The sequence below is a fragment of the Rhodococcus sp. P1Y genome (assembly GCF_003641205.1).
Classification (GTDB): domain Bacteria; phylum Actinomycetota; class Actinomycetes; order Mycobacteriales; family Mycobacteriaceae; genus Rhodococcoides.
The window spans coordinates 1,239,702-1,254,920 of record NZ_CP032762.1; the positions used below are offsets into that span (position 1 = coordinate 1,239,702).

Annotated in this window: 10 protein-coding genes; 5 read left to right on the plus strand and 5 right to left on the minus strand. The window is 63.8% G+C overall.

Annotated features, from left to right (window positions below; genetic code table 11):
- Nucleotides 1-52 precede the first annotated feature (52 nt).
- From D8W71_RS05845 to trmB, 4 genes are all read right to left on the minus strand, one after another.
- Nucleotides 53-2,212, minus strand: a complete 2,160-nt coding sequence (locus D8W71_RS05845; RefSeq protein WP_121111793.1) for an MMPL family transporter — start codon at nt 2,210-2,212, stop codon at nt 53-55.
- A gap of 201 nt (nt 2,213-2,413) precedes the next feature.
- The gene (locus D8W71_RS05850) at nt 2,414-5,776 is read right to left on the minus strand and encodes an MMPL family transporter (protein WP_121111795.1); all 3,363 of its coding nucleotides are present in this window, start codon (nt 5,774-5,776) and stop codon (nt 2,414-2,416) included.
- Entirely contained in the window at nt 5,777-6,502 is a 726-nt protein-coding gene (locus D8W71_RS05855) for an NYN domain-containing protein (protein ID WP_121111797.1), read from the minus strand.
- A complete protein-coding gene (gene trmB / locus D8W71_RS05860) occupies nt 6,499-7,257 on the minus strand; it encodes a tRNA (guanosine(46)-N7)-methyltransferase TrmB (RefSeq protein ID WP_121111799.1) in 759 nt (252 codons plus the stop codon). The genes D8W71_RS05855 and trmB overlap by 4 nt, the downstream gene beginning before the upstream one ends.
- A gap of 169 nt (nt 7,258-7,426) precedes the next feature.
- On the opposite strand from trmB, the gene D8W71_RS05865 reads away from it, so the two are divergent.
- The 5 genes from D8W71_RS05865 to D8W71_RS05885 all read left to right on the plus strand — a co-directional run bounded on the left by D8W71_RS05865 (nt 7,427) and on the right by D8W71_RS05885 (nt 13,645).
- Complete coding sequence (locus tag D8W71_RS05865; protein ID WP_121111801.1) at nt 7,427-8,431, plus strand: hypothetical protein; 1,005 nt, start codon at nt 7,427-7,429, stop codon at nt 8,429-8,431.
- Nucleotides 8,428-9,954: a hypothetical protein gene (locus D8W71_RS05870; protein ID WP_121111804.1), complete on the plus strand. Its 1,527-nt coding sequence runs from the start codon at nt 8,428-8,430 to the stop codon at nt 9,952-9,954. The genes D8W71_RS05865 and D8W71_RS05870 overlap by 4 nt, the downstream gene beginning before the upstream one ends.
- Before the next feature lie 30 nt (nt 9,955-9,984).
- Entirely contained in the window at nt 9,985-10,278 is a 294-nt protein-coding gene (locus tag D8W71_RS05875) for a DUF6802 family protein (RefSeq protein WP_121111806.1), read from the plus strand.
- 306 nt (nt 10,279-10,584) lie between these two features.
- Nucleotides 10,585-12,417, plus strand: a complete 1,833-nt coding sequence (locus tag D8W71_RS05880) for a phosphoenolpyruvate carboxykinase (GTP) (protein WP_121111808.1) — start codon at nt 10,585-10,587, stop codon at nt 12,415-12,417.
- Between the two features lie 106 nt (nt 12,418-12,523).
- Complete coding sequence (locus D8W71_RS05885) at nt 12,524-13,645, plus strand: esterase-like activity of phytase family protein (RefSeq protein WP_121111810.1); 1,122 nt, start codon at nt 12,524-12,526, stop codon at nt 13,643-13,645.
- Here the strand turns inward: D8W71_RS05885 and D8W71_RS05890 are convergent, their stop codons facing one another.
- A complete protein-coding gene (locus D8W71_RS05890; protein WP_121111812.1) occupies nt 13,646-15,097 on the minus strand; it encodes an aldehyde dehydrogenase in 1,452 nt (483 codons plus the stop codon). It lies immediately after the preceding gene.
- Between the last annotated feature and the right edge of the window lie 122 nt (nt 15,098-15,219).

Consider the following 15,219-nt stretch of genomic DNA (forward strand, 5'->3'; position numbering starts at 1 on the left):
TGTCGTCCCTTTGCGCTGCACCCATGCTGGGTGCAGCGCGAAGGGATTTCGGTTACAGGTATGTCTCGCCGAGTCCTAGCCTCTGCTGAATTCGCTTCATCCACTTCGGTGCCCACCACGCGCTGTCGCCGAGGAGCTTCATGACGGAGGGGACGAGGAACATTCGGATGACGGTGGCGTCGATGATCAAGGCCGCAATCATTCCGTACGCGATGTATTTCATCATCACCAGATCTGAGAACGCGAAGGACCCGGTGACCACGATCAGGATGAGGGCAGCAGCGGTGATGATGCGACCCGAATGAGCCGTACCTATACGCACCGCATCAGTTGTGCTCTCCCCCTTCTCTCGGGCCTCGACCATGCGCGAGAGCAGGAAAACCTCGTAGTCCGTGGACAATCCGAACACGATCGCACCGATCAGCAGAAGTATCATCGCCATGATCGGCCCCGGCGTGAAGTTCATCAGGCTCGCACCGTGGCCGTCGATGAAGATCCAGGTCAGAATCCCCATGGTCGCGCCGAGGCCGAGCGCGGTCATCAGTACGGCCTTGATCGGCAACACCAGCGATCCGAACGTCAGGAACATCAACAGTGTCACAACCAATACGACGAGCAACGCAGTCAAGGGCAGTCGATCCTCGAGCGCGGCGATCGAATCGAATTCGATGGCAGGGGTACCGGTGACGGATACCGTTGCGCCGTCGGGGATGTCGATACCACGGAGATATTCGATGGCCTCGGAGGAGTCGTTTCGATCCTCCAGTCCAGCCTTGAAGACGATGATTCCGTCTTTGCTCGAGCCCTCCGGTGCGAACTTCTCGACCAGGCCGGGAGCCTGATTCGCCTGGGCGGTGATCTGGCCCAGGGACGCACCCTGAGCGCCCTCGATGACCAACTTGAGGGGTTCGGTGCGCTGACCGGGGAAGAGTTCGTCGAACTGAGCTTGAGCGACGCGTGTCGGGTTGTCGGGCGGGAGGTACGTCTCGTTGATGCCACCGAACTCGATCTTGCCCACCGGAAGCGTCAGAACCAGCAACCCGAGAACGATTGCGATCGCGACCTTGACCGGCCTGCGCATCACCCAGCCGGTCAGCTTGCCCCACATGCCGTTCTCGATCTCGGACGACGACTTGGTCTTGCGCATGAACTTCAGTCCGAGCGCATCCACCCGGGCGCCGAGAATGGCCAGCAGGGCGGGCAGAACCGTCACGGCGGTCAGTGCAGCCAGTGCGACGGTCGCAATGGACCCGTACGCAACCGATTTGAGGAAACCGTGGGGAAACAGCAGTAGCCCGCCGAGACTCGCGACGATCATCGTCGCCGAGAACACCACCGTTCGGCCGGCCGTCATTACGGAGCGTCGCACCGCTTCTTTCGTCGACCGTCCGTCGCCCAGTTCCTCTCGGAATCGCGACACGATGAAGAGTCCGTAGTCGATCGCGAGTCCGAGACCGACCATGGACACCACCGGTGCGACGAAGGTATTGACCTCGGTGAAATTGGTGAAGAGCCGCACGATTCCGTTGGCTCCGACCACGGTGAGGCCACCGACGACGAGGGGGAGTGCGGCCGCGACGACGCCGCCGAAAACGAAGAACAGAAGCACCGCCACAGCAGGAATCGCGAGGATCTCCATGCGGTGGATGTCCTCGGACATGGTCGACTGCAGTGCCCCGGCGACGGCTTGTAGCCCGGCGACCTGGACGTCACCGCCCTGCCCCTCGATGGCGGGGACGTAGAAGGCGTCCTTGACGTCCTGAAAGTTGTTGGTCAGTTGCGTGTCGTTGTCGCCCACGATCGCGATGCTGGCAATCGCATTGCGCTTGTCCTCGGTGGCCAGCGCTGCTGCGCTCACAACCCCGTCCACCTTGAAGTACGTACCGTTGATCTTCGAGATCTGGTCGGGATGGTCGGCGACGAGGGACTCGAGGCTTTCGACCACAGCAGCGGTGAAGTCGGAATCGTCGACAGTTTTGCCCTCGGGCGCGGTGTACAGCACGATCACGTCGCCTTGAGCGTCCCGGCCGAACGTTCTGTCGGCGAGGTCGGCGGCCTCCACCGACTGCGAACCGGGATCGTCGAAGCCGCCCTGGCTCAGATGATTCTCGAAGCCGACCCCGTACGCAGCCATGGCCAGCAGACCCGCAACCATGATGCCCAGCACCGTGTAGCGCCATCGGTGGACCAAATCTCCCCAGGTGGCGAACACTCGCGACTGCTCCTCGATGTAATCGATCTTGTTGTCGAAACGGGACGGCCCTCAAGGCCAACGGGCGGGGGACGAGCTGCGTTCCGTGCCCGGCTTGTGACTCGAGACAACGTCCAACGACGGAGGTGTGTCGATTGCACAGCTACACCAGGTCGTCGACCCCCCGACGGCTAATGCTGGGATCGACGGTTCCGAGAGCCGCTACTTGTTCCGTTCGCGTGCGAGCAGCTCGCTCACGCTCAACGCCTGGCGTCCGTCGCCGCCGCGGTGGCGTCCGCTGTCGGTGTCGTCCTGCTCGGCAGCCCGGCGCGACGAACGAGTCGAACCCGGTTCCGGTACGGGCGCGTCCGAACGTTGCTGGTTCGGCTCGTCCTCGGGACCTGGCGTGCGTGGTGCGTTTCTGGTCGAGATGTCGTAGCGGGCGCGTGGCGCACTCGACGGGCGTGGCTGTTGTGGCGATCCGGTCGTGTTCTCACCAGCGGCTGCGGTTCGAGCAGGACTGTTCGAGTCCTGTGAGTATCCCCGAATTCCTCCGGGTCTCGGGCCGCTCGCGCCGGAACCGTTCGCCGGAACCGTGCTGCTGGGGTTGCCGTTCGTGCGCTCCGAGCCATTGGAGCCGTGTGTGCCGTTGTTGGTGGGGATGACCGATCCGCCGTTGTACGGAAGGCGCCCGTAGGTCCCGTTCGAGCCGGAGCCATTCGAACCGCTGCCGTTGCCGTTGGAACCGCTGCCGTTGGAGCCATTCGAGCCGTTGGTGCCGGAACGGCTGCCGTTGGATCCCGAGCCGTTCGAGACCGAGCCGTTCGGAACCGAGCCGTTCGGAACCGAGGTGCTGGAGCCGCTCGGCGTTCGGTTTTCGGACTCGACATTCGGGCGCTTGGGTTCGGAACGAGTTGCCTCCGGACGAGCGGGTTCCGAGGGGGTGGGCTCTGGACGTGCAGGCGCCGACGGCGCGCGAAGGTCGGCGAGCCAGCTTTCGATCGACCGCGGGTCCGGTGCGGACGGGCGATGGCCGTTCGACCTGGCGGGTTCGCGCGTGGGTGGTTGCTGACGCGGAACCGGGGGCGCCGTAGGGGTGGGACGAGCAGGCTTGGGCCGGGGAGGCACAGCGGCCGGAGGCGTCGAACCGCCGAGGGGCGGTACGTGCGGAGCCGAGACACCGGTGGATGCTGCCGGCGGCGTCGGGACTGCCGGTTCTTCGGCCGCGTGTGAGGGCTTACCCGTCGCCGAACGCCGTTCGTCTTCCTTCGCGACGTGTGTCGCGCGGATCGGACCGGATGCAGTCGGCGCGACGACGGGGATCGGCTCGGTGAGGGGTTCGCTCTGTTTCGGTGTCGGTCGCAGCGGCGGTGCGACCGTAGTGCGCGGAGCCGCGCCCGCCATCGCCAGTTCGGGAACATCGGCGGGCATGAGCTCGTCTTCGAGAATGGTTTCACCGAGCCCGAGCTTGCGTTGGATTCGCTTCATCCACGCTGGAGCCCACCAGCAATCGTCGCCGAGCAGTTTCATCGTCGCGGGCACCAGGAACATACGGATCAGGGTGGCGTCGATGATGAGCGCCGCGATCATGCCGTACGCGATGTATTTCATCATCACCAAGTCCGAGAATGCGAAGGCACCGGTGACGACGATGAGGATCAGAGCGGCCGCGGTGATGATGCGTCCGGTGTGCGACGTGCCGACGCGAATGGCCTCACTGGTGCTCGCGCCTTTTTCGCGCGCCTCGACCATGCGAGAAAGGAGGAATACCTCGTAGTCGGTCGACAATCCGAACACGATCGAGATGATCAGCACCAAGACAGGTGCCATGATCGGCCCAGGGGTGAAGTTCATGAAGCTCGAGCCGTTGCCGTCGATGAATATCCACGTCAGGATTCCCATCGTCGCGCCGAGGCCGAGCGTCGTCATGAGGACGGCCTTGATCGGCAACACCAACGATCCGAACGTCAGGAACATCAGCAGAGTCACGACGAGAACGACGAGTAACGCCATCAGCGGCAGATTGTCGATCAGAGCGGCAATCGAGTCCTGTTCGATCACCGGGGTACCGGTGATCTGCACGGTCGCGCCATCGGGGACGTCGATGCTGCGGAGATAGTCGATTGCCGGTTTGGAGTCGTTGCGGTCGACGAGGCCTGCCTTGAAGACGATGATGCCGTCTTTACTGGCGCCGTTCGGCGAGAACTTCTCGATCAGACCGGGCGCCTGATTGAGCTGGCTGGTGATAGCAGCGAGATTGGAGCCCTGCGCGTTCTGGATGACGGCCTTGATCGGCTCGGTGCGCTGACCGGGGAACAGGGTGTCGAACTCGCCCTGCGCCTCACGCGTGACATTGTCGGGCGGCAGGTACGTCTCGTTGATACCGCCGAACTTGATGTTGCCCACGGGCAGCGTCAGAAGTACGAGGCCGAGAACGATGGGAATGGTCACCTTGAGCGGGTTGCGCATGACCCAACGGGTCAGCTTGCCCCACATTCCGTTCTCGATTTCCTCGGAAGACTTTGTCTTGCGCATGAACTTCAGGCCGAGCGCGTCGACGCGTGGTCCCAGGATTGCGAGCATCGCAGGGAGAATCGTGATTGCGGTCAGTGCTGCGAGAGCCACGGTAGCGATGGAGCCGTATGCGACAGACTTCAAGAAGCCCTGTGGGAAGAGCAACAGTCCGCCGAGGCTGGCGACGATCATCGTCGCCGAGAAGACGACCGTTCGACCCGCCGTCATGACGGACCGTCGGACAGCCTGCCGGGTGGTGTAGCCGTCGCCGAGTTCCTCTCGGAACCTCGACACGATGAACAATCCGTAGTCGATCGCCAAGCCGAGTCCGACGAGTGAGACCACGGGCGCGACGAAGCTGTTCACCTCGGTGAAGTTGGTGAAAACCTTGACGATGCCATTGGCGCCGACCACGGTCAGACCGCCGACGATCAACGGCAGTGCGGCGGCGACGATGCCGCCGAAGATGAAGAACAACAAGATTGCAACGGCTGGAATGGCAAGCAGTTCCATGCGGTGGATATCGCCGGCCATCGTCGACTGCAACGCGCCCGCGACGGCTTGTAGACCGGTGACCTGTACATCGACACCGTCGATGTAGAAGACGTCCTTGACGGCCTGGAAATTGTTCGTCAGCTGGGTGTCGTTGTCCCCGAGTATTGCGATACTCGCGATCGCGTGGGTGCGATCGGCGGTGGCGAGTGCCGGTGCACTGACCACGCCGTCGACCTTGAAGTACGTGCCGTTGATCTTCTCGATCTGATCGGGGTTGTTCGCGACGAGGTTGTTGAGGCTGTCGGTGACCTTCGCGTTGAACTCCGGGTCGTCGACGGTTTTGCCCTCGGGGGCGGTGTACAGCGCGATGACGTCGCCCTGCTTGTCACGTCCGAAGGTCTGGTCGGCGAGTCGCGCTGCCTCCACCGATTCCGAGCCGGGGTCGTCCCAGCCGCTCTGGCTCAGATGGTCGTTCAGATCGAGTCCGTACGCTGCGAAGCCCAAAAGGGCAGCCACCATCACGCCGATGACGGTGAACCGCAAGCGGTAGACGAGATCTCCCCATCTGGCGAACACTTAAGAAACTCCTTGGCGCCCGACGAGCAGGGCGGACAGTGGGCGGAACGGCTGCAACCATGCACCCTCGTCCGGTAGCGAGTCCAGGCTCACCCGCGGCAGAGGTTCGCGGAACACGCCGGGAATGTCCTCCAAATCGAGGAACTCCAGCGTTTCCGACGTGACCGCCCAGCTCGCGTGCTCGCGGAATCCGAGCACCTGAACGGGCACACCAGTTGCAGCGATGCTCTCCAGCGGCCCACGGAACGCTTGGCCGTCCGCGGAGGCGACCATGACGCCTGCGAGACCACCACCGTGACCCCGCAGCTCGATGTGGTCCAGCATGTCGGCATCGACGTCGCTGTCCTCGTCGACCTTGGGCTTGGCGAACACCGCGAAGCCCACGTTACGCAAAGCCTCGACCCAGGGGCGAACTACATCGGCACTACCTGGGGCGATGTTGGTGAATACAGTGGCTTCGGGTTCGAGCGTCGAGCTCTCGCCGGCCGAGAGCTCGGCCGTGCGTTGGAGCAGCCATCGGCCCAGCGCATCGAATCGAGGTCGGTACGCCGCGGTGGGACGACCACCGAGGATCGCGCCGAGTCCCATGTCGAGATTCGGTGCGTCCCACACGAGCAGAACGCGCTTGGTGTGTCGAGAATCACTCGTGTCGAGGCCCGTCGTGGCGCCCGAGGAATGAGATGTCGGAGGAACCGCGGTGTCGGTCACGTCTTCGCTGAAGCTCATCGTGGATTCTTCCCCCATATCAGCTCCGTCACCGAGCTGCCGACAAGCTGGGCTTTGCCCTCGAACTTGGTGACGGGCCGCTCGTGTGTCATCGGAGATTCCCAGTCGAGAACGGACAATCCGGGCTCGGCGTTCCCTGCTTCGGCGATCCATTCCGCGTACTCGGCATGATCGGTCGCGACGTGGAGCACGCCGCCGGGCTTCAACCGATCTGCGATCATCGCGAACGTCGGACCCTGCAGCAACCTGCGCTTGTGGTGTCGAACCTTCGGCCAGGGGTCGGGGAAGAACACGCGAACACCGGTCAGTGATTCCGAGGTCAACATGTTTTCCAGTACGTCCATCGCGTCACCGCGGAACAGACGGATGTTGTCGATCTCGTCGCGTTCGATCTGCTGCAAGGTCTGCGCGAGTCCTGGCCGATACACCTCGACGGCCATGAGATTGACGTGCGGTTCGGCCTTCGCCATCGACGTCGTCGCGGTTCCGGTTCCCGAACCGATCTCGAGAATGGCCGGTGCCTCACGGCCGAACCATGCGTCGATGTCGACTTTGTCGTCGCCGACGTCACGGCCGATACGTGGCCACAGCGAGTCCCAGGTCGTCTGCTGAGCGTCGGTGAGAGCACCGCGCCTCGACCGAAAACTGGTCACGCGCGGGTACAGACGAGAGCCCCTTTCGGTGGCCCCCGTATCGCCCGAGTCGAGGTGCTGGGTGGTGCTTCGTGCGTCGTTCACCGGTCTATTGTCGCCCATCGAGCGAGTGTGTGACAGGTGGGTCTCGAGTTGAAGTTGAGACTTGTGGTTTCGCCGCAGGCCAGGCGGGTGTGAATCCGGCTCGATGTCGGTGATCTGTGCCAGAATTGCGCAGCGCGACGGGTGGGGGTGACCGGTCGTTCGGGGTCGGCGCAAGGGGGAAATTCACGTGGACGGTGTCTCGGCGAACAACGTGCGAGCCTTGGCGGTCGCCGAAACCGATCTCGGACGCGCGATCGGCGCATTGGCGGACCGGTGTTTCGGGTCGGTTCGAGTTCAGGTGTCCGGGCGAACCGGGGTCGGGAAGTCGACGGTCCGATCCGTCCTGGCCGCACACCCCGATCTCCGTCTGGACGGTGTCGACGTAACCGAAGCGGCCTCCATCGACGTGCCCCGATCGCCGGATCCGGTTCTGGACGGCGACGTCGTGATCCACGTAGTGACGAGCGGGGCGCAACCGGCCGATCTCGATGTGGTGGCGTCCGCTCGAGAAGTGGTCGCCGTGCTCGCCAAGGCGGACACCATCGATCATCTTCCCGTCGTCGTCGACAGGCTCTCGGCATCCATGGGGGTCACCGTTCACCCGCTGATGGGGACGGTTGCTGCCAGCGTCCTGCGTGGCCTCCCGGCCTCGTTCGACGCGCTTCGGCCGTCCGTCGCCGCCATCACCGGCGACATGCTGCTGTCTCCCGAACGTCTCCTTCGAGCCAAACTCCCGACCGCTCGAAGCGCTCGATTGGCTCTCGTCGAACAGATCGAGATGGGTGGCGTCCGGACTGTCGTAGAGGCGCTGGCCGCCAATCCCTCCGCCGACGACGCGACACTGCGGTTGCTGTTGACCGACAGAAGTGGCGCCGACGCCGTTGCACGGGCGGTGCGGCGAGCGGCGCGAAACGTTCGGATCGATCGGCAAGGCCGGCTGCTGCACCGTTTGACCGAGCTCGCCGGCGAACATCCGGAGGCGGTCGAACTCGAACGCTATCTCGGCTCCGACGAGGTCGTCGTCGCGATCATGCGATCTGCTCTGCGCGCGCTCGGAGAGAAGGAAGAGCCGAACCCGACACTCGACACCGCGCAGCATTGGCAGACGCGCTGGCGGAGTTCGCGCGAGCCTGCGCAGGCGAGGGCGGCGCTCGCGGTCGCCCGCGGATACCTAAGGATGCGAACGCGATGATCGACGTCCCGAGCGACCTGGACAGCGTCGTCAAACGGTGGTTCCCGGCAGGAGTCGACCTCATCGCGGTGGCCCGAGAGGCGGACCCGGTGGGAGTGTTCGTCACAGGAACGAGTGGGGCAGGGGTGTCGGCGGTCGAGACGGAGTTGGACAGCATTCCGGATTCGTCGCTGCAGCGAGCACCCGATGCGGAATCGGCCGCAGTCGTCCTGTTCGTGCTCGACGCGTCGGCCCCTCTGGGCCGGGGCGCACTTGCTGCGCTTGCTCCCGTCCTCGAGTCGACAGCTACCGGAGTGGTCGTCAACAAGATCGATGTCCACCGCAATTGGCGGGACGTTCAGCAATCGGTGTCGAAGTCCGTCGCCGAACATGTTCCCCGTGCAGTCGACGTCACGTTCTGGCCCGCCTCGGCCAAACTCGCCGAACGAGCCAGGGCCGCGATCGACCCGAGGATGCGTGTGACGCTCTACGAGGAATCCGGAATTCTCGACGTGCACGGATTCGCTGCCAGCGCCATGGCTCGACATCGAGATGTCCTACGTGAGCACAAATACAACGCAGCAGTTCGGCAGGCGGCCGCGGGAGCCAGGCGCCAGATCGTGGACAAGGCCCGAGCCGTGACGAGCAGTTCGACCACGGCGGGACTGCGTGCCGAGCGCGCGCGACTGTCGGAGGTGAGGGACCGGACGCGGACCGAACGTGCTGCACTGTTGCGTAGCTCGATGCAGCTGGCTCGTTCGGAGACCGTGCACGATGTCGGCGACACGATGCGGCGATTCGCGTCGTGGGCGCGTGAATCCATCGATGCAGCCGGCCGAGTGGAGTTACGGCACCTCCACGAAAACCTCGGTGTCCGGCTCGCGCAGGCCGTCTCCGACGCCGATCTCCGCGTCGAAGAACGCATCCGGGGCGTCTGCGCGGCTCTCGAATTGCCCGCTCCAGTTTCTGCGCCGCCGACGCCGACCGTCGAACAATCACCGCCGGGAGTTCGACGCCGCGGTATCGAGGACAAGACGATGATCGTGGTCGGCGCTTCGGCGGGCGTGGGTCTCGGCCGGATCATCGTGTCGCCGCTGACGATGGTTCCTGCGCTCGACATCGCCACGCTGCCGGTATCTCTGCTGCTCGGGGCGCTGTGTGCGTGGTGGCTCGTTCGATCCCGACAGCTTGTCGCCGAACGAGCTCACCTGCGGTCGTGGGTCTCCGACGCCGTGGCCTCGGCCAGATCGTCGCTCGAACAGACGACTCTCGCTCGCATCGTGAGCGCAGAAACAGCCCTGTCCTCAGCCCTCCACGAAACCTCGCGTTCGGCAGCGTCCGCGACCGAGGTCGAACTGGCACGAGTGGAGGAACAGTTGCGCGCTGCCGCCGAACGCCGGGCCGTCGTGCTGGCCGCATGTGACCGAGATCTTGCATCACTCGATCGGGGTGTGGAGAAATTCGGTGGTCCGATCGGAGTGAGAACACTTGTCGCGAAAAGTCCGAGTGCGGCGGAACCGCCCGGCCGCCCGGCGCGTCTGTAGATGTAGGTGGCTGAAGGGAGATGTGAGGTGATGGAGTTCGGTGACGCGTGGCTGGGAACCGATCACGAGGACGACGTGGACGCGCTCGACGGAAGCCCTGGCTCGGCCGAGATGTTCGACGTCGACCACGACGGCTACGAAGAGACCCGGGTCAGTCACACAGACGAGGGCATGACCGTGTCGAGAGACCGTGACGAGGACGGTGTGATCGATACGTTCACTGCTATCGGACGTGGCGGCCATTACGAAACTTGGGAGATCATTCGGGTTGCGAACGGCTTGTCTCGTTGGGAGCAAACGTCAGCGGGCGATACTTTTGGCTGATGTCCTGACAAATAAAAGCGGCTGCTCGGGGCATCTGTACTTCTACTTTCCAGTAGCTGAATCGGTCTTGTGACCAATCGGACAACACCGGGATTCCGGATTGGGAACTTCCGGCGTTAACCTGGGTCCAGGACACCCGGCGCCCGTGTCCTCGATTGACGTGACCGTATAAGATGCGGTATACGCAGATCGAGCGATCGGGCAGCTCCCCACCGATAGGGGAAGATCGGATCTGCTTCGACCGTCGCATTGCCCGCCGACGGTCGAATGTCAGAATCTGATTCCGGCTCACCCCAGGAGAGTTAGATGACCTCAGCGACCATTCCCGGTTTGAACGGCACTGACGCCGCACCTCCCACTCAGCACAAGGAACTCCTTGCCTGGGTACAGCAGGTGGCAGAACTCACCGAGCCGGATCGTGTGGTCTTTGCTGACGGCTCCGACGAGGAGTGGGAACGACTCACCACACAGTTGGTGAACGCGGGCACTTTCACTCGCCTCAACGACGAGAAGAAGCCCAACTCGTTCCTCGGCAACTCGGACCCGTCGGACGTGGCTCGTGTCGAGTCGCGCACCTACATCTGTTCCAAGCGTGAAATCGACGCAGGCCCCACCAACAACTGGATGGACCCCTCGGAGATGCGTTCTCTGATGTCGGACCTGTACCGCGGCTCGATGCGCGGTCGCACGATGTATGTCGTGCCGTTCTGCATGGGACCCCTCGGCGCCGACGACCCCAAGCTCGGCGTCGAGATCACCGATTCCGAGTACGTCGTCGTGTCCATGCGCGTCATGACTCGGATGGGTGCCGCTGTACTCGAGAAGCTCGGCGACGACGGGTTCTTCGTCAAGGCGCTGCACTCGCTCGGCGCACCGTTGGCCGAGGGCCAGGACGACGTGCCGTGGCCGTGCAACGACACCAAATACATCACGCACTACCCCGAGGATCGTGAGATCTGGAGCTACGGCTCGGGGTACGGCGGCAACGCCCTTCTCGGCAAGAAGTGCTACTCGCTTCGTATCGCGTCGGCGATGGCTCACGACGAGGGCTGGCTCGCCGAGCACATGCTGATCCTCAAGCTCATCTCACCCGAGGACAAGGCCTACTACGTCGCCGCGGCGTTCCCGTCGGCGTGCGGTAAGACCAACCTCGCGATGATCCAGCCGACCATCCCCGGATGGCGCGCGGAAACCATCGGCGACGACATCGCATGGATGCGATTCGGCGAAGACGGGCGTCTGTACGCGGTCAACCCCGAGTTCGGTTTCTTCGGAGTTGCGCCCGGCACCAACTGGGACTCGAATCCCAACGCGATGAAGACGATCGATCAGGGCAACTCGGTGTTCACCAACGTCGGTCTCACCGACGACGGTGACGTCTGGTGGGAGGGTCTCGAAGGCACTCCCGATCACTTGATCGACTGGAAGGGCAACGACTGGACGCCCGATTCGGATTCGCTTGCTGCGCACCCGAACTCTCGTTACTGCGTGCCGATGGCCCAGTGCCCGTCGATGGCAGAGGAGTGGGACGATCCGCAGGGCGTGCCGATCTCGGCGATCCTGTTCGGTGGACGTCGTAAAACGACCGTTCCGCTGGTCACCGAAGCTCGCGACTGGCAGCACGGAGTGTTCATGGGCGCCACCGTCGGTTCCGAGCAGACCGCTGCAGCCGAAGGTACGGTCGGCACCATCCGCCGCGACCCGATGGCAATGCTTCCGTTCCTCGGATACAACGTCGGCGACTACTTCCAGCACTGGATCGACCTCGGTAAGAACGCCGACGAGTCGAAGCTCCCGAAGGTGTTCTACGTCAACTGGTTCCGTCGCGGTGACGACAAGCGCTTCCTGTGGCCAGGATTCGGCGAGAACTCCCGCGTCCTGAAGTGGATCGTGGAGCGGATCGAGCACAAGGCCGCAGGCGTCGAGACACCGATCGGTGTTGTCCCGACGGCAGATGCCCTCGACATCTCCGGACTCGACACCACGGTCGAAGACGTCGCCGAGGCTTTGGCGGTCAACGTCGACGAGTGGAAGGCCGAGATCCCACTCATCGAGGAGTGGTTCGAGTTCGTCGGCGAGAAGCTGCCCACCGGCATCAAGGACGAGTTCGACGCTCTGAAGCAGCGTCTGGGCGCGTAAGCGATTCCGCCGCCCGTGCGTGGTCGGTCGTGCCCTGTGCCGACTGACCACGCACGGGCTTTGTCGTATTCAGAGACCGTTCACATTCGATCCTTACGGTCGATGAATGCGCCGAACCGTAGTGTGCTCTGCCGCTGCAGCACTGTTGATCGCCGGATGCGCGGAGAACAACGTCGAGCAACCGCCCGCGTCAGCGCCGCTGACTGTGAGCTACCTCGATTCCATCACGATCCCGGACGGAACCGCGCCGTTCGACGTCCCCTTCGGCGGCATCTCGGGACTCGACTACGACGCCGAATCCGGTCGCTTCCTCGCCACCAGTGACGACCGTTCCGAGAAGGGGCCCGCTCGGTTCTACGAACTGGAACTGCCCGTCGACGACGCAGGAAAACTGGGTGCGCTCGCCGTCACGGGGATGACCGTATACACGAAGGACGGAACACCTTTCCCTGCGAAAGGAGTGGATCCGGAGTCGATCCGCCACGTACCGGGCAGCACCGACGTCCTGGTCAGCAGTGAAGGTGACGCGTCGAAGGTCCTGGCTCCGTTCGTGTCACGATTCGAGGCGGACGGATCGTTCGTGCGGGACTACCCGATCCCCGCGGCGTACATCCCGAATGTGGAGGGTAGCAACGGAGTTCGGAACAATCTTGCCTTCGAGGGGTTGACCTATTCGGTCGACGGTGCACGCATCACCGCGCTCACCGAGAGCGCGTTGGTCCAGGACGGGCCTACCGCATCGGTCGACGAGGGCAGCCGTTCCAGAGCCGTGGTCTTCGGCGCCGAATCCGGTGTCGTCGACGCCGAATACGTCTTCGAGACCGACCCGACGGGTGGACCCTATCCCGATGTGGTCGATCCGACGGGATACACGCTGAAGGCAGATCGCGGCGCTACGGAAATCCTGGCGCTGGACGACACCGACTACCTTGTCCTCGAGCGCGGGCTGATTCCAGGCCGCGGCAACACCGTGCAGGTGTATCGAGCGTCGACAACCGGTGCGACCGATGTCGCAGGAAAGGCTGCACTCGACGGCAGCGAGACACCGATAACGAAGACCCTCCTTTTCGATTTCGAGGTCACCGGAGAAAATCCGGACAACGTCGAGGGGATCTCGTGGGGGCCTAGCCTGCCCGACGGCACGCGGACCCTGATGCTCAGCGCGGACGACAACTTCAATGCGGCGGGCGGACAGCACACGATGTTTCACCTGCTGGCGGTGAAGTAACTACGCGCTCACGTACCCCGGCGGCATGAGGACCGACTTGAGCTCGCAGTAGGCGTCGAGGCCCTCGGGGCCGCTTTCGCGCCCGATACCTGAGTTCTTGTACCCACCGAACGGGGAGCTCGGGTCGAAGGCGTACCAGTTGATTGCGTACGTTCCCGTGCGAATCTGCGCGGCGACGTCGAGTCCGTGTTCGATGTCGGTCGTCCATACCGAGCCCGCGAGGCCGTAGTCGGAATCGTTGGCGATCTTGATGGCCTCGTCCTCGGAGTCGTACGGAATGACCGCGAGGACAGGCCCGAAGATCTCCTCACGCGCGATGGTCATGGAGTTGTCGACGTCGGCGAAGATAGTCGGCTCTACGTACCACCCGGTGTCCAGGCCCTCGGGGCGTCCGCCGCCGAGGACGACGCGTGCGCCCTCCTCGATCCCCTTGGCGATGTAACCTTCGACGCGGTCGCGTTGTTTCGCCGAGATCAGCGGGCCAAGCTGTGTTGCTGGGTCTTCCGGGTCGCCGACCTTCATCCACCCGGCGCCTGCCACCATGGCGTCGAGAATCTCGTCGTAGCGGGACCGTGGCGCGAGAATGCGAGTCTGCGCGACGCAGGCCTGCCCACTGTTCATCAGTCCCGAGATGAGCAGCATCGGCATCGTCGACGCAATATCCATGTCCTCGAGCAGGATCGCCGCGGATTTGCCACCCAGTTCGAGTGAGCATCGCTTGAGTTGTCGAGCCGCAATGGTTCCGATGGACCGGCCGACTGCGGTACTGCCGGTGAAGGTCACCTTGTCCACCAACGGGTGCGAGACCAGGTACTCGCCGGTGTCGGCGCCGCCGGGCAGTACCGACAGCACGCCCTCCGGTAACCCGGCCTCGGTGAAGATGTCGGCGAGCACGTTCGCGCCCAACGGTGTCTCCGGCGCGGGCTTGAGCAGCACCGAGCAGCCGGCGAGCAGTGCGGGCGCGAGTTTGTTGATCGCGAGGAACAGGGGCACGTTCCACGCGATGACCGCTGCTACGACACCGACGGGCTCGCGCGTGACCTTCGTCTGTCCGAACGCCCCGTGCCTCGTTTCTTGCCAGGGGAACGTCTCGGCAAGCTGGATGTAGTAGTTCAACACCGCCATCGACGGCGTCTGTTGCAGCATTCCGACCATCGAGTGCGGGGCGCCCATCTCATCCGAGATGACCTCGGTGATCTCGGCGCTGCGCTCCTCGATCAGCTGAGCGACACGAGCGAGAACCTGTGCTCGTTCGGTCGGTGAGGTGCGGGCCCACGGCCCGGAGTCGAAGGCCGTGCGCGCCGCCCTGGCGGCAGCGTCGATATCGGCCGGAGCGGCGACGGGAGTGCTCCCGACGCGCTTTTCTGTAGCGGGTGAGAAGACCTCCAGCGTCTCCTCGGTCGACGGCGTAACCCAATGGCCGCCGATGAACAGCGTGGCGAAGTCGGTCATGTAACGAGACTAGAACACGTTACAGAAATTGGGAAGGATTGGCGCTTCGCGCCCGTGCGTGCGTAGTTACGTTCGGCTGTCATTACTCACTCACGACCCCCGACCGGCTCGTGAGTGCGTAG